Consider the following 26965-nt stretch of genomic DNA (forward strand, 5'->3'; position numbering starts at 1 on the left):
GGCCGCCGGGAACGGGTCCCGGCGGCCCGAGGCTCAGCGGCCCGACCGACGCCGCGGTCAGAGCTCCAGCATCGCGGCGATCACCGAGCGCCAGTCCTCACCCGGCCGTGCCACCAGCTCCTCGGCGAGCGCCTCGGCGCGGTAGCGGTGCCGGTGCAGCAGTCCCGGCGCCGGCTCGGGCGCGGGCACGATCCGGCTCGGGCTGTCCAGCAGACGGATCAGCTCGTGCGCGAACTCCGCCCAGTCGACGTGCCCGCCGATGGCGTTGACGGTGCCGTGCGCGGGCCGTTCGACACAGCTCACCAGGGCCCGCGCCAGCGCGGCGGCGTGCACCCACGGCGCCCCGGACCAGGTGTGGCCCGAGGCGGGCACCGCCCCGGCGGCGGGCAGCACCACCGGATCCCCGGCCCGGGCCGCCTGGAAGAGCGTGCCGGTCGCGCCCCAGCGCAGCTGGTCGCGCAGCCGGGGGTGGGCACCCCACACGATGGGCGCGCGCACCACGCTCGCCCCACCTCGGCCACCCGTGCCCGCGGCTTCCCACAGCATCCGCTCGCACTCCAGCTTCGCCCGCCCGTACGCGCTGAGCGGCTCCTCCGAGGGGGTGTCCTCGGCCACCTCCACGACCGACGGCCGACCGTACGCGTCCACGCTGCTGACGAAGACGAACGCACCGCGCCGCCAGCCGTCCAGCAGTGCCCGCATCGCCGCGACGTCCACCTCCGGGGAGGTGAAGGTGCAGGCGGCGTGGATGACGGAGTCCACGCCGTCGACCGCGGCGCGCAGGCTCCCGAGGTCGGCGAGGTCGCCCTGGACCACCTCGACCCCCTCGGCCGCCACCAGGTGCGCCGACTCCGGCCGCGCCAGCGCCCGGACGGGCCGCCCGCGGGCGGCCAGCTCCCGCAGGACGAACGCCCCCACCCCGCCGGTGCCGCCGGTGACCAGGACCGTGCCGGCGCGGGCGGGCGCGGTGGACGCGGTGGTACGTTCGGCCGCGCGCTCGACCGCTGGCCGAGCCCGTCCGTCCAGGAGCGCGCCGAGGGCCCGCGGTGTGCGGTGCTCCAGCACGTCGAGACCGGTCAGCGGTGCCCGCAGCCGCTCCCGGAGCCGTTCGGCCACCCGCACCGCGAGCAGGGAATGGCCGCCGAGCAGGAAGAAGTCCCCGTCGGGGCCGGGGCGTTCGCCCAGCAGCTCGCCGAAGACCTCCGCCACGACGGAGACCGAGGGGCTCGGCTCCCCGTCCCGGGCCGACGCCTTCGCCGATGCCGATGCCGATGCCGATGCCGATGCCGGTTCCGGTTCCGGTGCCCGGTCCGGTGCGTGCGGCTCGTCCGGGCCCACGGGTTCCGGCGCCCCGACGGTACGCGACAGCCGGCGCCCCGGATCCTCCGCCGCCGACTCCAGCAGCCCCGCGAAACGACCCAACAGCGCCCCCGCGGCGGCCGCGTCGAGCCGACCCCGGTCGTACCGCACCAGGCAGCGCGGCCCGGTGCCGTCCGTGCCCTCGTCGACATAGAGACCCAGGCCGAACTTGGCCCCCTCCAGCTCGATGTCGAGCGGCGTGCACACGGCGTCGGCCAGCCGCAGCCCACAGGGTGGCCCGAGGAGGTCGACGGTCACCCCCACCAGCGGCTCTCCGGTGCTGTCGCGGACGGCGGCGCCGAGCCGCTCCACCATGAGGTCGAAGGGGACGTGGCGGTGTTGCTGCGCCTCCAGCAGCGCGTCCCGTACCCGTGACAGCAGGGTGGAGAAGTCGGCGGCGCCCGACAGGTCGGGGCGGATGGGCAGGGTGTTGACACACAGCCCCACCAGGTCGCGCGCCCCCGCGAGATCGCGGTGGCTGCTGGCACAGCCGATGACCAGGTCCTCTTCGCCGGTCGCCTCCAGCAGCGTGGCGAAGGCCGCGGCGAGCACCACCGTGAACAGTGTGGCGCGGTGCGCACGGCCCGTCGCGCGCAGTCCGTCCAGGGCCGCCGCCCCCAGCGGCGCGGCGAGCACCCGCGCCTCGCCCCGGCCGTCGGCCGCCGCGCGGGGCAGTGGGACGGGCCGGGCGCCCGCGAGCCGCTCCGCCCAGTACGCCAGTCCGGTCTCCAGCGCGGGTGAGCCGGCCCGCTCGCGCCGGGCGAAGTCGGCGTAGCGCGGTGCCGTGCGCGCGGCCGCGTCCCCACCGCCACGGGCCTCCGAAGCCCCATGGACCTCGGCGCGACCGTGAGCCTCGGCGCGACCGCGAGTCTCGGCCCTGCCGTGGGCCTCCGCACTCCCGTGGGCGGCGCCGGTCCCCGCGTCGGCCGCGGGCCGCTCCCGCTCCGCGCGGTAGCGCTCGTCGAGCTCGCGGGCGATGATCTCCACCGAGCCGCCGTCCACCGCGATGTGGTGGAACGTCAGCAGCACGGTGTGGTCGTCGTCGGCGTGCCGCAGGTGCAGGACCCGCGGCAGCGGGCCCGCGGCCAGATCGAAGGGGCGCGCCGCCTCCTCGCGCAGCAGCCGCTCCGCCGTGTCCCCGGAGGTCGTCACCGTCCGTACCGGCACCGGTCGTGCGGCGGTGACCTCCTGGTACGGCTCGCCGTCCGGCCCCTGGCCGTAGCGCGTCCGCAGCACCTCGTGGTGCCGCACCAGCCCGGTCACCGCCCGGGCGAACGCCTCGGCGTCGAAGGGGCCGCGCACCCGTGTGGCCAGCGGCACGTTGTAGACGGCGCCGCCCTGACCGAGGCGCTCCATCAGCCACATCCGGTGCTGTGCGTGGGAGAGCGGCGCGATGCCGGGCGCGGATCCGCCCGGGGCCGTCGGCGCCGCGGCCGGATCCGTCGTCCGCGCCGGGGCGTCGTTCGCCTGTGCCGCGCCGTCGTTCGTCAGCCGCGCCCGGGCGTCGGCGCTCCGCCGACGGGCCAGCCGGAGCAGCGCCTCCTGTCGGGAGGTCTCGGCGGCGGTGCCGCTCATCGTGCGTCTCCCGTCACGTCCGCGGCGACCGGCGCCTGCTCCTCGGCGGCTTCCGCCTCCGCCCCGTACGCCCCGATCAGTTCCCGCTCCACCAGCACCGCGTGTGCGGCCACGGTCGGCGCCGCGAAGAAGGCGGCGAGGGTCAGTTCGACGCCCAGCTCCTGGCGCAGGTCGTCGACGACGCCGAGCGCCAGCAGCGAGTGTCCGCCCAGGTCGAGGAAGTCGGCGGCGGGACTGGTGACCTCGCACCCCAGCGCCCGGCCCCAGGCGTCGGCCACGGCCTGCTGCACGGGGGTGAGCTCCTCCCACACGGACGGCGGGCCGGGGTCCTCGGCCGGCTGCGCGGAGCCGGGCACCGCGCGCTCGGCGAGGGCCTGCCGGTCCACCTTCCCCCCGCCGGACAGCGGCAGGGCGTCCACGACGGACCACGTGTTGGGGATCAGATGGGCCGGCAGCCGGGCGGCCAGGTGGGCGCGCAGCTCCGTCGCGGCCGGACGCCCGGAGCCGGCGGGACCCTCCAGCCCGTCGGGCAGGGCGGGCACCACGAAGGCCACCAGGCGGGCGTCGTCGTCGCTGGGCCGCGCCACCGCCACGGCGGCGTCCGCCACACCCGGGTGGGTGCGCAGGGCGTGCTCGATCTCACCGGGCTCGATCCGGAACCCACGGATCTTGACCTGCTCGTCGACGCGCCCGTGGAAGTCCAGCGTGCCGTCCGGGCGCGCCGAGACCAGGTCTCCGGTGCGGTAGAGCCGGCCGGCGGAGGCGTGCGCGACGAAGCGCTCGGCCGTGCGCTCGGGCTGCCCGAGATAGCCCGCCGCGACGCGGGGGCCGCCGACCCACAGCTCACCCCGGACGCCCGGGGGCACCGGCTCGCCGCGCTCGTCCAGCACCCGCGCCGTGGCACCGGCCACCGGGCGGCCGATCGGCGGCGGGGCGTCACAGTCCGCGTCGCGCACCCGATGGCCGGTGGCGAAGGTCGTGGTCTCGGTCGGTCCGTAGGCGTTGACCAGCTCCAGCCAGGGGTGGGCGCGCAGGACGGCACGCGCGTGGCGGGCGGCCATGGCCTCGCCGCCGACGACCACCGCGCGGAGGACACCGAAGACCGACGAGCGGCGAGCGGCCAGATGGTGGAAGAGCGCGGTGGTCAGGAACGCCACGGTGACGCCCAGTCGTTCCACATCCCGCGCCAGGCGTTCCAACGACTGCCGGCCGCCGGTGGAGACGGCCACCGCGGCGCCGTTGGCCAGCGGCATCCACAGCTCGAAGGACGAGCCGTCGAAGGTCAGCGCCGAGTGGCAGAGCACCCGGTCGCGTACGCCGACCGTCAGCCCGCCGGGCGCGGAGGCCAGCCACGCCGCGCCCCGCTGGGTGATCGCCACGCCCTTGGGACGGCCGGTCGAACCAGAGGTGTACATCACGTAGGCGAGCGCGTCGGGGTCGGTCGTGACCGGGGTCGGGAGATCGTCGGACGCGAGGTCGGGCTCGTCGTCCGCCCGCGCCCCGTCCGCCGACCGCTCTTCCGCCGACCCGTCCTCCGGCACCCCGTACGCCGTCAGCACCAGCGCCTCGGCGGCCGGTATGCCCGCCCCCTCCAGCAGCTCCTTGTGGCCCACGGTCAGGGCGACCCCGGCGTCCGCGCGCATCGCGTCCGTACGGGACCGCGGGTACGCCGCGTCCAGCGGCACATAGTGGCCGCCGGCCCACCACACGGCGAGACCGGCCACGACCACGCCCACCGAGTGCGGCAGCAGGAGGCCGACGGCGGTGCCCGGCCCCACGCCGCGCGAGCGCAGCGCCCCGGCCAGCCGGCGGGCGGCGGAGGCCAGTTCCGCGTAGGTCATGGTCACCTCGCCGTCGGTGACCGCCAGCGCGGACGGCGTCGTGCCGGCGTGGTCGAGCACCCGGGCGAGCACTCCGCGCGGCTCGGGTGAGGCCGCAGCGGCGCCGCGAACGTCCGCGACCGCGACCGCGCCCGCGGCCTCCCGGACGGGCGTCGACGCATCGACTCCCCGCGCGGTCGGCATCGGCGCCTCCGCGCCGTCCCGGTCCTCCCGGCGGGGCTCCACCCGGGAGTCCACCAGGGCCGCCAGGCCGCGCAGATCGGGCTGGCGCAGCACCTGCGGGGCGCGCAGCCGCACCCCGAACCGCTCCTCCAGAGCGACCAGGAGCCGGCCGGCGGTGAGCGAGTCGCCCCCCGAGGCCAGGAAGTTGTCGCCGGGACCCAGCTCCGGCCTGCCGAGCAGGGTCCGACAGACCTCGACGACCACCGCTTCGGTGCCCGTGCTCGCACCGGCTCCGGCTGCGGCCGCCGGAGCGGACTCCCGCTCCGGCCGCTGCCCGGCCAGCAGCGCCGCCCGGTCCACCTTGCCGTTGGCGTCGAGCGGGAAGGCGTCGACGAACCGGACGGCCGACGGCTGCGCCTGCTCGGGCAGCCGACCGCGCACCGCGTCCAGCAGCTCCGCCGCGGTCGGCGGCTCGGCGCCGGGCACCGGCCGTACGAAGGCGATCAGCCGGGTGTCGCCGCCCGCCGGAGTCTCGGCCGCGACGACCGCGCGCAGCACCCGCGGGTCCTCCTCGAACGCGGCCTCCGTCTCGGCCGGTTCGATCCGAGCGCCGCGCACCTTCACCTGGTCGTCCAGGCGGCCCAGGAACTCCAGCACGCCGTCCGGCCGCATCCGCACCCGGTCCCCGGTGCGGTAGACGCGGTCGGTGCCGGTCACCTCCGCCGGCGCGGCCACGAAGCGGCGGGCCGTCAGCTCGGGATCCAGATAGCCGGTCGCCAGCCCCACGCCGCCGATGCGCAGCTCGCCCGGCTCACCGCGCGGGACGACCCGCCCGGCGGGGTCGGTGACGCAGACGACGGTGTCGTCCAACGGCGCGCCGATCGGCGGGGCGCTGACGGCCGCCGCCCCGTCCGCGGGCTCCACGGCGTGCGTGGTCGCGACCACGCACGCCTCCGCGGGGCCGTAGGCGTTGTCGACGCGCGCGGTGACATCCCGGCCGGGCCGGCGGCGCAACCGGTCCCCGCCGATGGTGAGGTGACGCAGCGCCGGGAGCTCCGGCCAGGGACGCTCCAGCACGATCTCCGCCAACGGGGTGGGCAGGATCGCCACGCTCACCCCGGCCCGGCGCCACCAGGAGGTCAGGGTCTGCGGGTCCCAGCGGACCTCGTCCGGGGCGACGGCCAGCGTGGCTCCGCTGGTCAGCGCGGTCCACAGCTCCAGGATGTGCGGGTCGAAGGAGACGCCGACCAGGAGGCTGTGCCGGTCCCCGGGCCGGCAGCCGGTGCGCGCCGCGTACCAGCGGATCCGGGCGGCGAGCGCCGTCCCCGGCACCGCGACGGCCTTGGGCACTCCGGTCGAACCCGAGGTGAGCATCGCGTAGAGGGTGCCCTCGGGCACCGCGGGACGCTCGGCACCGGACGCGGCGGGGTCGGTGGCGCGGCCCGCGGCCGGGTCGGTGGCCGCGATCGTGGCGGGGCCCCCGGTCGCGGAGGCCGGGGCGGGGTCGGCGGCGGGGACGTGGGCCGGGAAGGCGGCGACGACCTCCGCCGCCGCGTTGGCGCCGGCCGTGGGCAGCGGCAGGGCCAGTCGGGCCCCGGTCGCGTACCCCTCGGGGAGCGTGTCGGGCGCCGTGACCAGGCAGGCGACGCGGAGCCCACCGGTCACCACGGCCAGCCGGCGCTCACCGGGGCGCGGCCCCAGCGGAAGGTAGACGGCGCCCAGTCGGGCCACGGCGACGGCCGTGGCGACCAGCGCGGCGGAACGGTCCAGACAGACGGCCACCAGGTCGCCGGGGCGCACCCGGCCGCGCAGCGCGTCGGCCGTCCGCTCGGCCAGGACGTCGAGTTCGGCGAAGGTCCAGCTCAGGGCGCCGTCTTCGACGGCGGGCGCGTGCGGGGCGCGCTGGACCCAGTGGGTGTACCGGGCCAGGACGTCGTCCCAGCCGTCCGCGGGGGCGGAGCCGCCGTACGCCACGGAGGCCAGGGGGGTGTGCGGTGAAGTGGTCATGATTCCTCTATGGGCGACGCCGGAAGGCGGCGTCGAAGGGTGAGGCCGGGAAAAGGAGGGGGCGGCGTCGCGAGGGCGCGACACCGGAGACGACGGGGCGTCGGACGGCGCGTGGGACCGGGTGCGGGTTCGGCCCGGGCCCACGGGCTCGGCTCATGAAGGCAGCGGCGCCCGTGACACGGGCGCGGCCCATGTCCCTGGCGCGGGCTCAGCCCAGGCCCATGGCGCAGGCTCAGCCCAGGACTGCCCAGGGCACGAGCTCAGCCCAGGCCCATGGCGCGGGCGATGATCACCTTCTGGATCTCCGAGGTGCCCTCGATGATCGTCATCATCCGGACGTACCGGTACAGGAACTCCAGCGGATGGCCGCGCACCCACCCCGTCGCCCCGTGCACGCGCAGCGACCGGTCCACGATGCGGACGGCGGTCTCGGAGGAGGTCAGCTTGGCCAGCGCGGCGTTCTCCGGAACCTCCGCGCCCTCGTCCACCAACCGCGCGCACGCCATCGTCAGCAGCTTGGCCGCCTCGACCTCGGCGCGGCTGGTCACCAGGTGCTCCTGCACATGCTGGTAGGCGCCGATGCGCTCCCCGAAGGCCCGCCGCTCCCGCGCGTACCCGACCCCCAGCTCCAGGGCGTACTCGGCGAGGCCGTTGCACATGGCGGCCACCACCAGCCGGCCGCGCGAGAGGCTGTCGATGCCGTGGCCGAGCGCGGCGCCGACCCCGGCAGGCCCCCCGATGACGGCCTCGGCCGGCAGCCGCACCTCGTCCAGCACCAGCTCGAACAGCTCCTCACCGGACATGCCGTCGTAGCGCTGGCCGATCCGCAGCCGGGGGTGGTCCATGTCGACGACGAACGCCGTCGGCCCGCCGGGCGCGGCGGCGTCGTCCGCGCGCGCCACGACGATGGCGAAGTCCGCGTGTCCGGCGTTGCTCACGAAGGTCTTGCGGCCCGAGAGCACCCAACCGCCGTCCGGCTGACGGGTGGCGGTGGTGGTGAGGTGGAAGGCGTCCGACCCGGCGTTCGGTTCGGTCAGCGCCAGGCAGCGGGTGGCCTCGCCCCGCACCAGTGGCTTCAGATAACGCTCGATCTGGTCCGGGGTGCCCTGGCGCAGCAGCGGGCTCGGGCCGTCGGACCCGGCCAGCGCGTACGGGGCCAGCGGGCAGCCGCTGCGGCCGGCGGCGTGGTGCAGCTGCACCACGGCGCTGAACGGCATGCCCGCACCGCCGAGTTCCTCGGGGTGGTCACCGGCGTAGAAGCCCAGCTTCGCCGAGCGGCGGCGGACATAGCCGCGCAGATCGGCGGGGGGAAGGTCGCCGCTCTCCGGCAGCTCGGCCGCCAGCGGCACCAGCTCGCGGCGGACGAACGCCGTGAAGGCGTCGACGATCTCACGGTGCTCCGTCTCCAGGACGGACGAGGGCGTGGTGCTGGTCAGGCTCATCGGGTCGTCTCCGTGAGGGCGCGGGCCTGGTCGGCGAGGACGGGGTTCTGGAACAGCAGCCGCAGCGGGGGACGGACGCCCAGCCGGGGCTCCAGCCACGCGGCGAGCTGGGCGGCCAGCAGGGAGTGCCCGCCGACCTGGAAGAAGTGCGACGACGTCGAGAACCGGTCATGGCCCAGCACATCCCGCCAGCCCTCACTCAGCAGCGCGACGGCCGGGTCCGCGGGACCGCCGTCGGAGCCGTCGGCGGCCGACGCCGATCCGCCGTCCCCCGTGCCCTCCGTGCGTGCCTCGGCGGCGAGGCGGGTCAGCGCGCCGCGGTTCGGCTTGCCGCCCGGGAGCAGCGGCATGGTCTCCAACCGGATCCAGCGCGCGGGAACGAGCGCCGCGGGCAGCCGCGCGGACAGCGTCTTGTGCAGCAGCGCCTGGTCGGGCTCCGCGCCGCCGTCGAGGAAGCCGGTCAGGCAGGGGCCGCCGGCCGCGTCCCGGTCGAGGACCACCGCGCAGGACCGGCCGCCGAACTCGGTGGAGGCCGCGGCCTCGATCTCCTCCAGCTCGATGCGGTACCCGCGCAGCTTGATCTGGTGGTCCCGGCGGCCCAGGAACCACAGCAGGCCGTCACGGTCCCGGTAGCCGAGGTCGCCGGTGAGGTAGACCCGCTCACCGCCGAGCGCCGGCACCGCGACGAACCGGGCCGCGGTGGCCTCGGCCGCCTCGGCGCCGCCCAGGTAGCCCCGGGCGAGCCCGGCCCCGGACACGGCGAGTTCGCCGACCGCGCCCGGCGGCAGCGGGCGCAGCCCCGCGTCCAGGACGTGCACCGTCATGCCCGGCAGCTCGGTGCCCAACGGGACCTCGGCCTCCGCCCCGGCCTCGACCGCCGCGGCGGAGACCTCGTGCACGGTGGAGGTGATGGTCGCCTCGGTCACCCCGTAGGCGTTGAGCACCGCCGCGTCCGTGGCGGCCAGCACCTCGCGCAGCGCCGCGGCGGGCAGCCGCTCACCGCCCACGACCAGCAGCCGCGGCTCCCACAGTCCGTCGGCGAGCGCCTCGCACAGCTCCTCGCGGACGGCGAGCAGATAGCTCGTGGGCAGGTTGGCCACGGTGACCCGGCGGGCCGCCAGCACGGCGATCAGCTCGGCCGCCGTCGGGACCTCGCGCTGCGGGACCACCAGGCACGCCCCCGCCAGCAGCGACGGCAGCACCTCCTCCAGGGCCACGTCGAAGGAGGGCTGGGCGAACAGCAGCACCCTGTCCCCAGGGCTCAGCGCGAACCGCCCGGCCACGGTCGTGGCGTGGTGGGCCAGCGCGGCCCGGCCGACGGCGACGGCCTTCGGCAGCCCCGTGGAGCCGGAGGTGTGGATGACGTACGCGGCGCCGTCGACGCGCTCCACGGCGTCGGCGGGCGCGGCCGCGGGGAAGGCGCCGTCCGCGTCGAGCAGCGCGACCGGCACCGGCCCCTCGGCGGGGAGGGAGAGCGCGCTCTGCCGGTCGGTCAGGACCAGTGCCGGGCGCAGCCGGCGCAGCAGCGTCTCCAGCCGGTTCGTCGGGTCGTTCGGCGACAGCGGGCTGTAGACCGCCCCGGTGCGCAGACAGGCGAGCAGCGACACCACCGTGTCCACCCCGCGCGGCAGCACCGCCGCCACGGGCTGTCCGGCGCGCACGCCCGCGGCACGCAGCCGCCCGGCCAACTCCTCGACGAGTCGGTCCAGTTCACCGTAGGTGATCTTCCGGGCGCCGCTGAGCAGGGCGACGAGACCGGGCTCGGCCCGGGCGGCCGGGTCGAGGACCGCTTCCACCTCCGGCGTCGTGTCGACGTCGGCTGCCGTGTCGTTCTCCGACGCCGTGGCGGCGTACGGGCCCGTGGCGGCGACGCTCGTGACAGGGGCCGAGGCGTCCCGCGGGGCGACCGGCGCCGGGGCGAGGCCGGCCAACGGCGCGGTGGGGGAGTCCAGATAGGCGCCCAGGAGATCGAGGAAGCGCTCCGAGAGCAGCCGGGTGGCGCCCTCGTCGAACAGATCCCGGTCGTAGTCCCAGACCAGCGTCATGCCGGCGACGCCCCGGCGCGGGCCGACCGTACGGCGGTCGTCGGGGATGAGGACGAGGTCCAGGTCGAAGCGGGTCGTCCCGGTGTTGAACCCCTCGAACAGCGAGACGTCCAGCCCCGGCACCTCGATCTCCGGCAACGCCGCGTCATGGGCGCTGAACATCACGCTGAACAGGGGGTTGTCCGCGCCCGTGGTGTGCAGGCCCAGCTCGCGGGTGAGCAGCTGCACGGGCACGTCCTGGTGCGGCAGCCCGCGGATGAGGCCGTCGGTGACCTCGTCCACCGCCTCGTCGGCGCCGGCCGCCGGGTCCAGCCGCAGCCGCAGCGGGATGGTGTTGACGAACATGCCGGCGGTCTGCTCGAACCCTTCGGGGCGGTTGCCCACGGCCGTGCCCACGACGAGGTCGGCGCGTCCGCTGTGGCGGCGCAGTAGTTCGGCGAAGAGCGTCAGCAGCGTCGAGAAGGGCGTGTGGCCCTGGGCGCGGCTGTGGGCGCGCAGCCGCTCGGCGAGCTCCGCGTCGATGGTCTGCCGCAGTTGGCCGCCCGCGTGCCGGCGGCGCGCCCCCGGTCGGGCGAGGCCCGGCAGCGGCAGGTCGAACGAGGCGTCGGCCAGCTCGCGCCGCCAGTGCGCGAGGCCGGCCTCCCGGCGCGCCGCGCGGTCGCCGCCGTCGGCGGCCGCGACGTGGTCGCTGTACGAGGGGGCGGACGGCAGGGCGACCGACTCGTTGAGGACGCGCCCGCGGTAGACGGTGAACACGTCCCGGAGCAGGATCGCGAAGGAGTGCCCGTCGTGGACGAGGTGGTGCTCGACGTGGATGAGCCGGTGGTGCTCGGGGCCGAGGCGGACCAGGCACCAGCGCAGCAGCGGCGCTTCGTAGGTGTCCAGCGGCGTCTCGGCCTCGGAGCGCAGCAGCTCGGCGAAGGCGGCCTCGGGGTCCTCGGCGTCACCGAGGTCGAGCGTGCGCAGCCGGGGCGCGCAGTTCTCCCGGACCCGCTGGCCGGGCAGTCCGCTCGGGGAGTCGACGAGCTCCAGGCGCAGCCCGGGGTGTCGGTCCAGCGAGGCCGCCAGTCCGTCCCGGAGCGCGGCCTCGTCGAGGGCGCCCCGCAGATCGATGGTGGCGGTGAAGTTGTAGGCGCGGCTGCCGGGGAGCATCTGCTCGTGCAGCCAGACGATCTCCTGGGATGTGGAGAGTCCGAACATGGTCAACCTTTCCGATCGGTAGGTCGTCGGTGGGGGTTCCGGACGCCGCGCGTCGGTCGGACGGCACGGGCCGGAGGGGCGGTGCGGCGAGTGGGCCGGTGGGCTCAGTTCGGCCGCGTCGGTGCGGCGGCCGCCAGGGGCGCCGCAGTGGTACGGGGGTCGGAGGGATCGGGTTCACGGCCAGAGGCGGGGGCGGGGGCGGCGCCGGGGGAGGGGGACGGCGGAGCCGCGCGGTCGTCGCGCGGCGCCGGGTCGCGGCGCTCGGGAGCCCCGTCCCCGTGCTCGCCCAGCGCGGCGACCAGCGCCTCGAAGGCGTCCTCCGCGCGGTGGTCGGGGACGACCGCCCGGTCCCAGGCCATGCGGACCAGCAGGTCGGCTCCGTAGGAGACGGACACGGCGAACGGAGCCTGGAGGGGGCGCCCGTCGAGGTGGATCTCGCGCCCGACGACGCCGCCGAGCCGCAGCGGCGGCCGGCGGTGCAGGTCCTCGAAGGTGACGAGCCCGTCGAGCCGCCCCGACCAGGGCACCCGGGCCCGCCGGGCCGCGTGGACCACCTCGTCGAACGGGGCGTCGGCGTGGTCGAGGTCGTCCCACCAGACGGAGGCGCGTGCGGTCCGGTCCAGGTCGTCGGCCGGGTGGGGGACGGTGTTGAGGAAGCAGCCGAGCACCGGCGGCGCCGCGGCCGGCCGCCCGCCCCACGGATAGCCCAGGGCCGGCACCGAACGCCGTCCGTGGAGCGTCCGCGCGGCGGAGACGCAGGCGTCGAGCACGGTGGGGAAGGCCGCGGCCCGAGCGTCGCCGCCGAGCGCCAGCCTGCGCCCCGCGGCCCCGGTGACCGCGGGGCCGCCCGAGCTCACGGGCGCGGCCCCCTGGACCGGGAGCGGGTCCGACGGCGGTTGGAGCGCTGCCAGGCGCTCGGCCCAGTACCCGAGGGAGGCCGCCGCGGACGCCCGCTCCTCGGCGGCGAGTTGGAGCCGCACGGCCTCGGCGTACGCGGACACCCCGTCGGCCAGCGTCTCGGCGGACACGTCCCGCGGCCCGAGGCGGTCGCGGTAGGCGGCACCCAGGTCCGCCATGATCTGGCCCAGCGACTGTTCGTCGCAGACGGTGTGGTCCATGACGATCGCCAGGATCTCCCGCCCCCGGCCGCCGTCGCCGGCTTCGGTCTCGACGCCGGTGCCGGCGGCTCCGGCTCCGGCACCGGCGGCTCCGGCCCCGGCCCCGGTGGTTTCGGCGTCGGCGGCGAGGAAGAGCCGCAGCGGGGGCCCCGCCGCGGGCCAGTCGCCCAGGGCGGACAGCAGTGCGTCGGCGGCACCTTCCCCGGGGCGCGGCCGCACCCGGCGCACCTCGGCGGCGGGTGTGCCGATCACCTGGACCGGCACCCCGCGGCGCACCAGCGGGCGGGCCCGCAGCGCCGGGTGTGTGGCGGCCAGGTGCCCGGCGGCCGCGTGCAGCCGTTCCGGGTCGACCGTCCCCGCCGGGAAGGTGAAGAACAGCGGGACCAGGGTGGGGCGGCCCTGCGGGTGGAGCCGCTGGGCCAGGACGAATCGCCGCTGTGCGCCGGTGACCGGCAGCGGCGTGCCGTCGAAGGCGCCGGCGCCCCGATCGAGGGCCTCGAAGCGGGTGAGATAGGACGAAGTGATGCTCGTGGGCTGCACGATGACCTCCCGCGCGCCGGATGGCGCGACGGCTCGTGGACAGAAGAAGGACGCGAGGGGGGCGAGACGTGACATGCGTGAGGGGCGAGCGGACGGGCACCCGCGTGAGGGGCAGGGGCGCTCGCGAAGCGGTGGACCGCCGAGGGGGAGAGGAGATCGTGGGAGGAGAGTCGCGGTGACGGGCACCTCAGCCCGTCGCGGCGGCCGGGGCCGCCGGCAGGTCGCGCAGCCGGCGCAGCGGCGACAGCAGGAGGGGCACCGGGACCAGCAGGATCCCCGTGGCGCAGACCCAGACGGCGGAGCGCGGCCCGGCCGTCTCGGCGATGGCGCCGCCGGCGAGGGCGCCCAGCGGCATCGTGCCCCAGACCACGAAGCGCAGGGTGGCGTTCATCCGGCCGAGCAGCTCGTCGGGGCAGAGCAGTTGCCGGAAGCTGACCTGGGCGACGTTGTAGACGACGGCGCCGAAGAAGACGACCGCGGAGCCGAGCGCGAACCAGATGGCGGCGGCGCCCCGGCCGGCCAGCGGCCACAGTAGGGCGAACGGCCCGCTGAGGACGGTCGACAGCCAGATGACGCGTGCCTGCCCGACCGCGCGGGCCAGGGCGCCCGCGCACAGCGCGCCGGCCAGTCCGCCCACCGCCGAGACGGACATCATCAGCCCCATGGCGCCCGGCGCGAGTTCCAGCACGCGCACCAGGAACACCGTCTGGACGGCGACGAGCATCGCGGTGAAGAAGTTGGCGACCGCGGTGGCACAGGCGATCATGCGCAGCACCGGATGCCGGAAGACGAAGGCCAGCCCCTCGACGATCTGGGCGCGCAACGACGCCTGCGCGGCGGGTGCGGGCGCCGCCTCACGGGTGCGGATGCCCCGGAGGAAGAGGGCGGAGGCCAGATAGCCGAGGGCGTCGGCCAGCAGGGCGAACGGCGCCCCGAGGAGCTGTACCAGACCGCCGCCCAGCCCCGGACCCGCCACCTGCGACGCCGAACGCGCGGCCTCCAGCGCCCCGTTGCCCGCCACCAGCTGCTCGCGCGGCAGCAGCGTCGGCAGGTAGCTCTGGTGCGCGACGTCGAAGAAGACGGTGGCCACACCGGTCACCAGGGCGACCAGGTACAGCTGCGTCATGGTCAGGGCCCCGGCCCAGGCGGCGAGCGGCAGGCTGGCCATCGCCAGGGCCCGGACGACATCCGCGCGCAGGAGCACCGGCAGCCGCCGCACGCGGTCCACCCAGGCCCCCGCCACCAACCCGACCAGCAGAAACGCGGCCGTCTCGGAGGCGGTCAGCAGCCCGGCCTCCATCGGGGAGGCGTCGAGTTCGACCACGGCGACCAGCGGCAGCGCCACAAGGGTCACCTGGGCGCCGATCTGACTCACCGCGGCGCCTGCCAGCAACAACCGGAAGTCGAAGCGCCGTAAGGGGCTGCCGTCCCGAGGCTTTATTAACAACACTTGACAGACATTTGGGGATGACGCCCGGACCAGTCAAAAATGACGGATATTTTTGGTCATTTACGCCCGCGATCCAGGCAACTTCGGTCGACCGAAAAGCGAACCGCACACACCTGTAACGTTAACGTCACCCGCAGTGATTCGCGGCTCACGAGTCCTTCGGCGTCTCAAACGACTCAATCCGGCGATCTGGGGGCGGTTGCTTGATTGTCCGATAATCGGTGCCCATGGGTCGCTGAACGATCACCGCGCGGGCTCTCTCGGCGGCACTCGGCGCCCGCGGCCGGGCGTCCGTGGGCGCCGGAATCACCCGCGAGCGCGGGTGTCGCGTCACTCCGCGGTGGAGCGGCCGCTGCCCGCCAGCCCCGCGGCCCGTGTCGCGTGACCGTCGGTGATCTCATGTGCGCCGAGTCCGAAGGCCACCAGTCCGGCCGACACCTCGCGGATCACGTGCTCGGCCTCGCTGTACGGCGGCTGGAAGGAGGAGCCGCACTCGATGGTGAACCCGAACACCTTGGTGGCGCCGGGGTTGGCGATGTGTCGGCTGAACGCGTAGTCGTCGCTGGTGCCGGAGGTGGGGTAGAGGCCGTACGCCTGCTCCACGCCGTAGTCCACCGAGCGCACCGCGAACACCGCGTCGTTGATCCGCTTCCCCAGGCGGCCGAGGATGTCGAGGTTCTGCGCGGTGAGGTACTCGCCGATGCCGTCGTTCGGCCGGCCGCGGACCCCGTCGAGGGCCGGGTTGGTGAAGTTGTCGCCGGGCGTGGTGCTCTGGTTCTGGTCGTCACCCCATATGTGCAGGATGACCGGGACCGCGCTGTGGACGTCGATCAGCCACCGGATGCGCGGGAAGGCGTCGAGCGCCCAGCCGACGTTCTGCGTCTCGGGCTCCGAGCCGGCCGAAGGGCCCCGGTAGACCTGGGGATCGCAGGGGTCGGCCGAGGTCCGGACGCCCGAGTCGGCGGCGAACTTCGCCGAGTGGTCCCACAGGAAATCGAAGTTCCGGTTGAGGTCGACCCCCACGCAGGAGGGGGCCGTGTGCCCGGCGGGGGCGGGCCGGCGGTTCTTCCGCCACATCCCCACCGTGGTCTGGCTGTGCGCCCGGCCGTCGGGGTTGACGCAGGGGAAGAAGAACAGGTTGAGGGTGTCCAGCAACCCCTCGATCTGCCCCGCCGTGAACGACGACCCGCCGTAGGAGAGCCCCGTGCCGTTCGCCCGCGCTTCCAGCAGGTCGGCGGCGAGTGAGACCAGCGCGTCGGGCGGCACCCATTCACGGGCGTGCACCCCACCGAGCACCAGCACGCCGTCCACCGCTTCGGCGGCGTGCGCTCCGACGCGCAGGAGCGAGGTCGTGCGTCCCTCATGCGTGGGGTACGGCGGGACGACGATCTCCGCCATCCCGGGGTAGGCGCCCTCCAGGCTGGTGAGGGCCGACTCGATCTCGGCCACGTTGAGATACACCGCTCACTCCTTTCGTCCCAGGCCGTGCGGAACCGCCCCGCGGCTCGCGTAGCGGTCGCCGTGGCCGACCTCCCCCTTGCGGGCGGTCCAGTTCTCGGTGACGTTCTCCACCGGCATGATGGTCACGGCCGGCGCCGACCGGGCCGAGCGGGCCCGGTCGAGCTGACCCTGCTTCAGATAGAGGTCGATGCCGACGCCCTCTCCCGAGGGCCGGGCGACGGCCCGGCAGCCGACGTCGGGCCCCACCTCGTCGATGAACGCCCGGAGCTCCTCCGTGGTCCGGGCCACCACATGGCATCGCAGGACCGGCTCCTCCGCCGGAGGTTCTTCGCTCATGGTCATGTCCCTGTGTGCATTCGTCGGCGAGCTCGACTACGGGGGCGCGCCCGCCACGCCGCGGCGGTGCGCGTCCCCCGTCACACGGCCGTGGCGGCGAGCAGCACGGCTTCGCCCGCGTTCACGCGGCCGAAGCCGTAGTCGTCGTTGTGCCCGGCCGGGTAGGCCACCCCGCCGATCTGGTCGGCGGAGTCGCGCATGATCGCGCGCAGCTGGTCTCGGGTCAGCTCGGGATTGACCGACAGCGCCAGCGCCGCGCAGCCCGCCGCGCACGGCGCGGCGTAGCTGGTGCCCGTGTCGGCGGCGTAGGCGTCGCCCGACTCGGTGCTGAACACGCCGACCCCGGGGGCGATCAGTTCGACCTCCGGGCCTCGGGCGGCGTTGTCCTCGAGGTCCTTGCGGGTGGACCGCACCACGGCGATCACATCGGGATGCGAGACGACCTCGTCCTTCATGACGTCGACGTTCCTGCCGTTGCTCGCCGCCCAGAAGATCGCCAACCCCTTCCCCTGGCGGCCGCCCGCGGCGGCGCCCTCGAGGGCGAGCTCCAGCGTGCTGGTCAGGTCCCAGTCCGCGCCGTTCGGTCCCAGGCTGCAGACGAGGACGTCCGCCCCGTCCGCCGGGTCGGCCTCGGGGAGCTCCATCGCGGGGTTCGCCGCGTAGGCCACCGCGCGGGCGAGCGTGGTCTGGGTGTCGACCTGGTCCTCCAGGCACGCCAGCAGCGTCAGCTCGCAGTCGGGGGCCGCGCCGACGCCGCCGAGTCCGTTGTCGCGCCGCGCCCCGACCATGCCGGCGCAGAAGGTGCCGTGGTCGCTGTCCGGCATGCCCGCGGTGCCCTGCCGGAAGGTCGCTCCCGCCACTCCGCTGCGGTAGAAGCCGGACATCGAACCCACTCCGGCGGCGAGGTCCTCGTGCCCGGTGTCGAAGCCGGTGTCGATGACCGCGACGCGGAGGCCGGCTCCGGAGGTGCGGTCCCAGGCCGGCTCGATGTTGACGTCCGCCCCGGCGGTGCCGCCCGCGGCTCCGGTGTTGTGCCACTGCCACTGCTCCGGGTACCGGGGGTCGGTCGGGGCCGACCGCGGCGGCACATGCTCCACGAAGGAGGGCTCGGCGAAGACGAAACTCCCGTTCTCGTGCAGGGCGGTCGACGCCGCGAGCGCGTCCTCGGCCGTCGTGGTGCGCACCTCGTAGAGGTTCTCCGCGAAACCGAGCTTGTTCACCACCCGGAGGCCGGCCGCCTCCAGCTCCCGCTCCGCCTCGGCCGGCGAGAGCGAGGGGACCAGTTGGACGTTCAACAGGTCGGTGGCGATGCCGACCCTGCCGTTGGGGCGCCGGATCACCTTACCGACCGCCGTCGCCCCGGGCAGGCCCTCGCCGGCGGCCAGCGTCTCGCGGGCGCGCGCACTGGGGGTGATGAACTGCCAGCGGGCCCGCGCGAAGGCCGCGGTGGTCTCCTCGTCGATGTGGGCCTCGCGCAGCGCTCCGCGGGCGCTCGTCCCCAGGTCCGCCCCGGGGGCGGCGGCTCCGCGGGCATCTCCGTCGACGCGGACCGCGATCACGTCGTCCAGTTGTTCCACCTCGACCAGACGGTCACGGTGGTAGTACCGGCGCATCATGCCCACCTCACTGGTGCTTGGTAGTTGAAAATACGGCAAAGTGATTGAAAAATACGGCAAATTGGCCTAAATGCCTTCTCTTCCAATGTGCTCGCCGTCCAGGCCGGGGTCAACCCCGACCCCCGGGGTCGTACCCCGGACCCCGGCCCCGACCGCCCGGGATGCCCTGGCTGTCGTCGGTCGCCGTCGACCGCCGGTCACGGCCGCGGCCAACCGCCGGTCACCGCGGCCGGGCCGCCTCGACCCGGTGCGGATGGACGAGGATGTCGTACGAGCGGGCCAGGGCGGTCACGGGGTCCTCGGGCGACAGCTCATCGAGGCGGGCCCTCGGTGGCGTCGTGGGCGGCCGGGGGTGACGCCGTCGCCCCGGGTCCGGCACGCCCGCCGTCTGCCGCGGTCATCGACAACTCCGGCCGGGAGCGGCTCACTTCCCGTCATCGCGGAGACCGTCGTGCCGTAACACCGGCGGCCGGGCGTCGGCTGTTACGGCGCCGTCGATAGCCGGGCCCCGCCGTTGGCGGACCTCGACGGTTCCGGTCGCGGCGTTTCCCCGTATCGCCGTCCACGCCCGCGGCCGACCCGGTTGATCGTCGGGGGTTTTCGGCCATGTCTGTCATGATTCGTCCCCTCGGCGTGATCTCATCTCCTCACGGAGGTGGCCAGGTGAGCAGTGGAGACCGACAGCGGGACGCCGATGCCCGGAGGTTCGCTTCGCGGCGGTGGGTGGTGGCCGCCGCCCTGGCGCCGGTGGCGGCCGGGGCCGCGGCCGGGACGGCCCTGTCGTCCCGGGCGGACGCGGGCGATTCGGCTGGAGCGCGCCGTCGCAAGCTGATCGAGCCCGTGCCGACCACCGACGCCGACTGGAGGGGCGTCGCCGGCGCGTTGGGCCGGGTCGGCAACATGATGCGCGGCACCGTCTACCACACGGGCTTCCCCCGGCGGGACCTCAGCGTGGCCTCCCATGGCGTCCCCGTCGCGCCGGCGCTCGCCCTCGGAACCCATGTGGGCTTCGTGCGCTACGCCGACGGCCACACCCTGATGATGGGCGACGTGGTGGTCGAGGAGGGAGAGCTGCAAGAGGTGACCGCGGCCCTCCAGGAGCACGGGATCGAGCAGACCGCGATCCACAAGCACCTGCTCTCCCAGGCGCCCGACGTCTGGTGGACCCATGTCCACGCCCACGGCGGCGACCCGCTGGTCCTGGCCCGCGGGCTGCGCGCGGCCCTCGACCGCACCGCCACCCCGCCGCCGCTCCCCGGGGAGCCCTCGGCCCGCGTGGACCTGGACCGCGAGGGGATCGACGCGGCACTGGAGGCCAAGGGCTACGCCGAGGACGGCATCTACAAGTGCCTCTTCGTCCGGCGCGAGCAGATCACCGACAACGGCATGGTGCTGCCACCCGGGTTGGGCTCGACCACGGCCTTCAACTTCCAGCCCCTGGGCGGCGGCCGCGCCGCGCTCAACGGTGACTTCGCCATGGTCGCCAAGGAGGTCCAGAGCGTCCTCAAGGCCCTGACCCAGGGCGGCGTCAACGTCGTCGAACTCCACAACCACGGACTGACGGACGAGCCGCGTCTGTTCTTCGTCCACATCTGGGCGGTGGACGACGCCGTCAGGCTGGCCCGGGTGCTGCGCGGCGCCGTGCGGCTCACCAACGTCGTGCACGCCGGCGACCTCCCCGTCGCCGCCATGTGAGCGGAGCCTTCGGGGCCTGGTGAGCGGGGCCCGTCAGGGGAGATGGGGGTGCGGGGTCTCCGGCCCGCTCCGGTCGTCGCAGACCAGCAGCAGTACGGCGGCGCGCTCGGCGCTCAGCGAGCGGACCTTGTGCGGGGCCGTGGCCCGGAAATAGACGGAGTCCCCCGGCCCGAGCTCGATCGAGCGTGAGGGGAAGAGCAGCTCGGCCCGGCCCTCGTGAACGAAGAGGAACTCCTCGCCGGGGTGGTCCCGGAACGGCACGGGGCCGGCGTCGTGCGGGGGCCGCAGCATGAACGGCGTCATGCGCTTGTTGCTGGCCTGGAGCGCGATGCCCTCGTAGTGGGAGCCGGCCTCCTGGTCGGGGGTGAGCGGCCGGCGTTCGTGCGCCCGGGTCACCGTGACGTCGGTGAGCTCCTCGGCGTCGGCGAACAGGGTGTCGAGGGGGACGTCCAGGGCGCGTGCCAGCGCGGCGCTGATGGCGATGGAGGGCGTGCTCTGGCCGCGCTCGACCTTGGACAGATAGCTCTTGGTCACTCCGGCGCGCTCCGCGAGGACTTCGAGGGTCATCAGCCGTTCCTTGCGCAGCTGTCGTACCCGATTGATCACCGCGTCGTCCCTTCGTGCCAGCCCGCTGCCCCGCCGCCCCGTCGGCGGTGAGCGGTCAGGCGTGCATCCTAACCGCCCTCTTCCGGTCGTTTCCGGGCCCGAACGTCGGGGGAGTGGTGACCGTTCACCCGAGGAGGCGACCTTCCTTCAGGAAACCTTGTGTCATATAGTGATGCAAGTTTCCTGCCCGGTGGTGGCGCCGTGGAGCGTGCCGCCGGCCGACGGGGCCGCCGGAGGACCGGCGCCCGGAAGTGGAGGAGCAGACCATGGCGACGACACTGCGAGAGGCGAAGGCCGCGCTCGTCGGCCGCGCCGAGCGACAGATGCGCGAGCACTTCGCCGACTCGACCCTGACCACCCGTCAGAAGCTGGCCCTGACCTGCCGCATCCTGTTCGACGGCGGTCATGACTCGGGGCTCGCCGGCCAGATCACCGGCCGCGGTACGGAGCGCGGAACGTACTACACCCAGCGGCTCGGCCTCGGCTTCGACGAGATCACCGAGGACAACCTGCTGCTGGTGGACGAGGACCTGAACGTCCTGGAGGGGAAGGGCATGCCCAACCCCGCCAACCGCTTCCACTCCTGGATCTACCGCGTGCGCGAGGACGTCGACTGCGTCGTGCACACCCACTCGCTGCACACGGCCGCCCTCGCCATGTTGGAGGTCCCGCTGGAGATCTCCCAGATGGACACCACGCCGCTGTACGACGACTGCGCCTTCCTGAAGGACTGGCCGGGCGTCCCCGTGGGCAACGAGGAAGGTGAGATCATCTCGGCGGCCCTCGGCGACAAGCGGGCCATCCTCCTCGCCCACCACGGCCAGCTCGTCGTCGGCCGCACCGTGGAAGAGGCGTGCAACCTGGCGATCCTCATCGAACGCGCCGCCCGGCTGCAACTCCTGGCCATGGCGGCGGGGACGATCCGACCCCTGCCGCCGGCGCTGGCGCGCGAGGCACACGACTGGACCTCCACCGACCGCCGGAACCAGGCGAACTTCGCCTACTACGCGCGCCGCGCCCTGCGCAACCACCCCGACTGCCTGACCGAAGGGACGGCCGTGTGATGTCCGTGCCCCCGCTCGCAGGGATCATCTCCTACCCCGTCACCCCCTTCCGCCCCGACACCGGCGAACTCGACCTGCCGGCACTGCGCGGGCTCGTCGACCACCTCGTCGACGCGGGCAGCCATGCCGTCGCCCCCCTCGGCAGCACCGGCGAGAGCGCCTACCTTCGGGAGGGCGAGTGGGACGCGGTCTGCGAGACCACCCTCCAGGCCGTGGCCGGCCGGGTGCCGACGCTCGTCGGTGTCGCGCACTGGAGCACCGAGACCACCGTGCGCCGCGCCCGCGTCGCCGCCCGCAACGGTGCCAGCGCGCTCATGGTGCTGGCCCCGACCTACTGGAAGCTGACCGACGCCGAACTCGAACGGCACTTCGCGACGGTGGCTGCCGCCACCGACCTGCCGGTGATGCTCTACAACAACCCCGGCACCAGCGGCGTCGACCTGCTGCCGCACACCATCGTCGCGATCGCGGAGAAGATCCCCAATCTCACCATGGTGAAGGAGAGTTCCGGCGACGCCGCCCGCATCCGCGCCATCCGAGAGCTGTCCGGCGATGCCCTCTCCGTCTACAACGGCAGCAACACCCTCGCCCTCGACGCGTTCCGAGCCGGCGCCGTCGGCTGGTGCACCGCCGCACCCTGTCTGCTGCCCCGATGGTGTCTGGAGCTCCACGCCGCGGAGCGCGGAGGCGCGGCGGACCGGGCCGACGCCCTGTGGGTGGCCCAACTGCCCTTCCTGAGGTTCATCGTCCGTCACGGCCTGCCCCGGGCCGTCAAGGCGGGGCTCGAACTCCAGGGCCGCCCCGCCGGTCCGCCGCGACCCCCGCTGCTGCCCCTCGAGTCGGGGGACCGGGAGCACCTCCGCGAGCTGCTGGAGCGGCTGGCCTCCCACCCGCTGTTGGAGAGCGCGGCCTGAGTCGAGCGTGGTAATCTCCCGCCGCGGGGCGGCTCCGCAATGTGCTTCCTTCTCACTTCTTCTCCTAAAAGAATCCGAGCGCATTCACTTCCCGCCCCGCACCGTGTCGTCCTGACGCCCCGACGGGTGCACAGGCCCCCCCGACCATCACCGCGTGCGGCCGGACCCCGCCACGAGTCCGTCTCCCCGCACGGACAAACGCGCGTGCGGCCGTCCGTTCGACTTGGTACCTTGCGCGTCGCGAGTGGTCGACCGTCGGCTCCCCTCCCACATGAGGCGACCACCCCACCCTCGCCCCGCACCGCGCGGTTCGTACGGCCCGGAGCCGCCGACCTCGCGCCACCCCTCGGCGGACCGCCGGGACCAGGAAGGGAAGGCCATGACGGCAGCGACCGCCTCGACCCGTACCACCGGCGCCCGCCGCGGCCTCGCGGCCACGCTGCTCGCCCGCCGCGGCGCCGTCTACCTGCCCGCGGCCGCCGGCCCACGGCCGGGCACCGAGCCCCACCCCCTCGTCGCCGCCGGGGTCACGCTGCTGGAGGTCGAACTCCTCGACCGCGGCTGGCTGACCGCCCCCGGACTGCGCCACGCCCTCACCGCGCTGGACCCCGAGACCCTGGCCGCCGAGGGCCGCGCCCTGCTCGCCGACCTCGACCACGCCCTGGGTGCGGACCGCGACCACACCCCGCTCTTCCGGGACTTCCCGGAGTCCACGCCCGCGGACACGGTGGCCTTCTACGCCGACCGCGTGCGTTCCCTCCTCCTCCAGGCCCCCGAGCAGCCCTGCGTGCACTGCGGCGCCGAGACCACCGTCCGCGCCCTGTCGCCGTGCGCACACCTGGTGTGCGCCGCGTGCTTCGACGGCGCCGACTTCTCCGCCTGCCCCCTGTGCCACCGCCGCCTCGACGCCCGGGACCCCTTTCTGCGTCCGGAGCGCACCCGCCGCCCCGCCCACCCGGACCGCGCCCTGCCGGCCCGGCTGCGCGTCCTCCACCACGGCGGCGACCACACCGCCCGGACGGCCGACGCGGGCCGCGAACTGGCCACCCTGCTGGGCCGCACCGGGGCACTGAGCCCCCAGGACACCGACGACCTGCACGCGCTGCTGACCACCCGGGAGCGCACCGAACTCTCCTGGCTGCCCACCGCCGTTCCGGCCCGCGAGACCAAGGCCCGCGTCCTCGCCTGGCTGCTCGCCGACCCGGCCGCGCACCCGGTGACCATCCCCGCGGCCACCGCGCTCATCGACACGGCCACCGACATCCTGCGACTGGCGGTCGCCCTCTCCGGAGGAGACGCCGGCCTGGTCGCGGTGGGTCGCTTCGGCCCGATCGCCCGCCCCCTGCGCCGGGCACTCCTGGCAGCCCTCGACCGACTCGACCCGACGCTGGCCGTCGAGGACATGCGCCGCCACCCACGGGAGTGGAAGCACCTCGCGGAGCGGCTCCACGCCTTCGAGTACGCACGGCGCTACCCCCAAGCGACCCTCGCCGTCGCGGCGCTGCGCGACACACGCCTCACCGACGACGCCCTCTCCGCCCGACTGCGCGCCACCGCCGCGCACACCCCGTCGGCCCGCGCGGACGGGGACCGGCTGCGCCTCCCGCACTGGCCCGCCCGGGTCGAGGCCGCCCTTGCCGCGGCGGACGTCGACACCGCCGTCGCGTTGCTGACCCTGCGCCCCGGACAGCTGCTGCGCCGTCTGGACCACCTGCTGCGGCTGGCGGACGAGGACGGCGTCGAGACCGTGCTGACCGCCGTGCGGGAGGTGGCCGGCCGGGTCTCCCCGGCGGTGCTGCTGTCCGCCCTCGGCGCGCTCCGTACCCGCGCCCGAAAGGGCGACGAGCGCGTCTTCTTCCCCAAGGGCGGCCGCGCGCAGACGCATATCGTCCCCGACGAGCGGGCTCCTCTGCCCGCCGAGGCGGTGGCCCGCGCGGTCGACACCCTGACCGCGGAGGTGCTCCGACGCGCCGGCACGCTGCCCCCCGTCGAGCTCGCCGTCGTCGACGCCGCCCTGGACGGCCTGGTCGCGCCCTTCGCGGAGCGCACCGCCTCCCGCGCCCTGGTGACGCTGCCCCGCGGCAGCGAACTGCCGATCCCCGCCGGCCGCACCCTGCGGCTCTTCCTCCACTGGACGGAGAGCGACACCTCCGGCGTCACCGACCTCGACCTCTCCGTCGCGCTGTTCGACGCCGCCTGGAAGCACGTCGGGACCTGCGACTACTCCAGCCTCCGGTACGCCGACGACGCCGCCGTGCACTCCGGCGACCTCACCAGCGCCCCCGCGCCCGACGGCTCCACCGAGTTCGTCGACCTGGACCTCGACAAGCTCGCCGCGGCCGGCGTCCGCTACCTGGTCACCGTGGTCTTCTCGTACAACAGCGTGCCGTTCGACCTCCTCGCCGACGCCTTCGCCGGGCTCATGGTCCGCGACGAACCCGGCGCGACCGGGCCGGCGTTCGACCCCCGCCAGGTCGAGCAGCGCTTCGACCTGACCAGCCCGTCCAACGCCAGCGTCCCCATGGTCGTCGACGTGGCCGGCCGCACCATGCGATGGCTCGACGTCGCCAGCGGCGTCACCGGCGACCACCACGCGGTGCACCGGCACGCCGACGAGCTGACGACCCTCGGCCACGGCCTCACCGGCCTGTTCACCTCCGGCGCCCGCGTCGGCCTCGGCGAGATCGCCACCTGGCAGGCCGCGGCCCGCGCGCGCACGGTCGTCGTCCGGCACCTCGACGGATCGCGGAGCGTCTACCGGCGGCGCGCCGCCGAGGACCCCGCCGCCTTCGCCGCCCGCATCGGCACACCCGCCACCGACGAGACGCCCGCCCCGGACCTCGCCACCGCCCACCTCGCCTACCTGCTGCGCGGCGACGTCCCGCTTCCGCGGGGCGCCGAGGCATACGCCCTCCACCCGGCCGACCTGGACCCGCGCACGGTGCGCCTGCTGGCCGCCTCCGACCTCGTGACGGCGCTCTCCGCGGGCTAGTTGAGAGGCAGGCCGCAGGCCGGAGCGCCGCCGACCGGTCCGAACATCGGTTTGGCCTCCGGCGGCTGTGGGCAGGGTGGAGACGACACCGCGACGCGCGACGGGGGCCGCCGGGTGGAGTCGACACGGGGGCGCGCCATGACGGCTGCGTGGAGCGAACCGCCGCGGCCCGAGCGGCGGCCGGAGCTGGACGCGATCCGCGTCCTGGTGGTGGTCGGGCTGGTGTTCTTCCACTCGGCACTGGTGTTCGACACGCGCGACGACTTCTACGTGAAGAACTCCGAGACCACCGACGCCACCATGGTCCTCGCGGGACTCGGCGTGGTGTGGGCGATGCCCATGCTCTTCCTGATCGCGGGGTTCGGCTCGTGGCACTCGCTGCGCCGGCGCGGCCCGGCGGGGTTCGTGGTGGAGCGACTGCGGCGGCTCGGGGTGCCGTTGGTGTTCGCCACGCTCACGATCATCCCGGTGCCGCAGTGGCTGCGGCTCCGCGCCGCCGACCCCGGGTACCACGAGTCCTACCTCGACTTCCTGCCGGACTTCTACGACGTGCGGCCGGACCCGGCCGACGCTCCCTTCCTCCTGGAGGGCGCGTACTTCGAGACCGGACACCTCTGGTTCGTCGTGCTGCTGCTCGCTTTCTCGCTGGCGGTGGTGCCGCTGGCGCACTGGCTCGCGCACGGCCGCCGGCGGCGGATCGTCGAGTGGCTGGCCACCGCGGCACAGCGGCGCGGCTCGACGCTGCCGCCGGCCGCGCCCCTGGCCGTCATCAGCGCCTTCGTCGGCCTGGAGGAGGCCTACGCGGGCTGGAGCCGTTGGGCGTACCTGCTGTTCTTCGGCTACGGGCTCGTGCTCGCCGCCGACGAACGGTTTCGGGCGGCGATGCGCCACGACGCGCGGGCCGCGGCGGTGCTCGGCGCGGCCCTGTTCCTCGGCGGTCTGCCCGGGTTCCTGTCGGCCGACGACCCCTTCACCGACATGACCGGTACGGCGATCGGCGCCCGCGCCCTGTACGGCGCCGCGGGCTGGTGCTTGCTGGTGGCGATCCTGGGCTCGCTCGACCGCCGCCGCCTGGCACGGGCACGGGAGCGGGCTGCGGGCTCGGCGGTGACCCAGCCGGCCGGCCGGGGCCGCAGGCTGTACGGCTATCTGTCGGCCGCGGTGCTGCCCCTGTACGTCCTTCACCAACCGATCGTGGTGGCGGTCGCCTACGGCGTGGTCGGCTGGGACGCGCCGATCGCGGTCGAGTACACCGTGATCGTCGCGTCCTCGTCGGCCTTGACCCTGGCCGCGTACGACCTGCTGGTCCGTCGGACCAGGGTGACCCGGTTCCTGTTCGGGATGCGGGAGCCTGGCCCTCGGCTCTACCCGAGGAAGGCGGCCTCGCCGCACGGCCGGCAGGGGAAGACGTAGCCATGGCCCCCGCCGCCGACGTTCGCCGAGGTGGCGAACTCGTCCCCCTCTTCGAGCTCGGCCGTGAGGGTCATGCGGGCGGCACAGGAAGGAGCCGGGGGTCTCACCGGCGAACAGGAAGGCGCGGTG

The 26965-nt window shown here is 74.9% G+C and carries 15 protein-coding genes; 5 read left to right on the forward strand and 10 right to left on the reverse strand.

The window, feature by feature from the left end:
• Positions 1-57: 57 nt before the first annotated feature.
• The 9 genes from LRS74_RS32300 to LRS74_RS32340 form a co-directional block, all read right to left on the reverse strand.
• Positions 58-2934: a condensation domain-containing protein gene (locus tag LRS74_RS32300; protein WP_277744338.1), complete on the reverse strand. Its 2877-nt coding sequence runs from the start codon at positions 2932-2934 to the stop codon at positions 58-60.
• The gene (locus tag LRS74_RS32305) at positions 2931-6944 is read right to left on the reverse strand and encodes an amino acid adenylation domain-containing protein (RefSeq protein WP_277744339.1); all 4014 of its coding nucleotides are present in this window, start codon (positions 6942-6944) and stop codon (positions 2931-2933) included. Before LRS74_RS32305 ends, LRS74_RS32300 begins: the two co-directional genes overlap by 4 nt.
• Before the next feature lie 260 nt (positions 6945-7204).
• Positions 7205-8386, reverse strand: coding sequence for an acyl-CoA dehydrogenase family protein (locus LRS74_RS32310; RefSeq protein WP_277744340.1), 1182 nt, complete (start codon positions 8384-8386; stop codon positions 7205-7207).
• The gene (locus tag LRS74_RS32315) at positions 8383-11631 is read right to left on the reverse strand and encodes an amino acid adenylation domain-containing protein (RefSeq protein ID WP_277744341.1); all 3249 of its coding nucleotides are present in this window, start codon (positions 11629-11631) and stop codon (positions 8383-8385) included. The genes LRS74_RS32310 and LRS74_RS32315 overlap by 4 nt, the downstream gene beginning before the upstream one ends.
• 104 nt (positions 11632-11735) lie before the next feature.
• Positions 11736-13289, reverse strand: a complete 1554-nt coding sequence (locus LRS74_RS32320) for a non-ribosomal peptide synthetase (RefSeq protein ID WP_277744342.1) — start codon at positions 13287-13289, stop codon at positions 11736-11738.
• Positions 13290-13476: 187 nt separating this feature from the next.
• On the reverse strand, positions 13477-14739 hold the full coding sequence (locus tag LRS74_RS32325; protein WP_347178181.1) for an MFS transporter: 1263 nt from the start codon (positions 14737-14739) through the stop codon (positions 13477-13479).
• A 330-nt stretch (positions 14740-15069) separates the two neighbouring features.
• Positions 15070-16200, reverse strand: coding sequence for a M14 family metallopeptidase (locus LRS74_RS32330; protein WP_277744343.1), 1131 nt, complete (start codon positions 16198-16200; stop codon positions 15070-15072).
• 3 nt (positions 16201-16203) lie between these two features.
• On the reverse strand, positions 16204-16536 hold the full coding sequence (locus LRS74_RS32335; protein ID WP_277744344.1) for a hypothetical protein: 333 nt from the start codon (positions 16534-16536) through the stop codon (positions 16204-16206).
• 80 nt (positions 16537-16616) lie between these two features.
• Positions 16617-18152 carry a S8 family serine peptidase gene (locus LRS74_RS32340; RefSeq protein ID WP_277744345.1) on the reverse strand — a complete coding sequence of 512 codons (1536 nt, stop codon included), beginning with the start codon at positions 18150-18152 and terminating at the stop codon, positions 16617-16619.
• A gap of 663 nt (positions 18153-18815) precedes the next feature.
• On the opposite strand from LRS74_RS32340, the gene LRS74_RS32345 reads away from it, so the two are divergent.
• On the forward strand, positions 18816-19847 hold the full coding sequence (locus LRS74_RS32345) for a DUF1259 domain-containing protein (RefSeq protein WP_277744346.1): 1032 nt from the start codon (positions 18816-18818) through the stop codon (positions 19845-19847).
• A gap of 33 nt (positions 19848-19880) precedes the next feature.
• Here the strand turns inward: LRS74_RS32345 and LRS74_RS32350 are convergent, their stop codons facing one another.
• Complete coding sequence (locus LRS74_RS32350; RefSeq protein WP_277744347.1) at positions 19881-20453, reverse strand: XRE family transcriptional regulator; 573 nt, start codon at positions 20451-20453, stop codon at positions 19881-19883.
• 266 nt (positions 20454-20719) lie between these two features.
• On the opposite strand from LRS74_RS32350, the gene LRS74_RS32355 reads away from it, so the two are divergent.
• From LRS74_RS32355 to LRS74_RS32370, 4 genes are all read left to right on the forward strand, one after another.
• Positions 20720-21517, forward strand: a complete 798-nt coding sequence (locus LRS74_RS32355) for an aldolase (RefSeq protein WP_144385240.1) — start codon at positions 20720-20722, stop codon at positions 21515-21517.
• A complete protein-coding gene (locus tag LRS74_RS32360; protein WP_277744348.1) occupies positions 21517-22431 on the forward strand; it encodes a dihydrodipicolinate synthase family protein in 915 nt (304 codons plus the stop codon). Before LRS74_RS32355 ends, LRS74_RS32360 begins: the two co-directional genes overlap by 1 nt.
• Before the next feature lie 379 nt (positions 22432-22810).
• The gene (locus LRS74_RS32365; RefSeq protein ID WP_277744349.1) at positions 22811-25423 is read left to right on the forward strand and encodes an MXAN_6230/SCO0854 family RING domain-containing protein; all 2613 of its coding nucleotides are present in this window, start codon (positions 22811-22813) and stop codon (positions 25421-25423) included.
• Between the two features lie 138 nt (positions 25424-25561).
• A complete protein-coding gene (locus LRS74_RS32370) occupies positions 25562-26836 on the forward strand; it encodes an acyltransferase (protein ID WP_277744350.1) in 1275 nt (424 codons plus the stop codon).
• The last annotated feature ends 129 nt before the right edge of the window (positions 26837-26965 follow it).

Origin of the sequence: Streptomyces sp. LX-29 (genome assembly GCF_029541745.1) — a bacterium.
GTDB lineage: Bacteria > Actinomycetota > Actinomycetes > Streptomycetales > Streptomycetaceae > Streptomyces.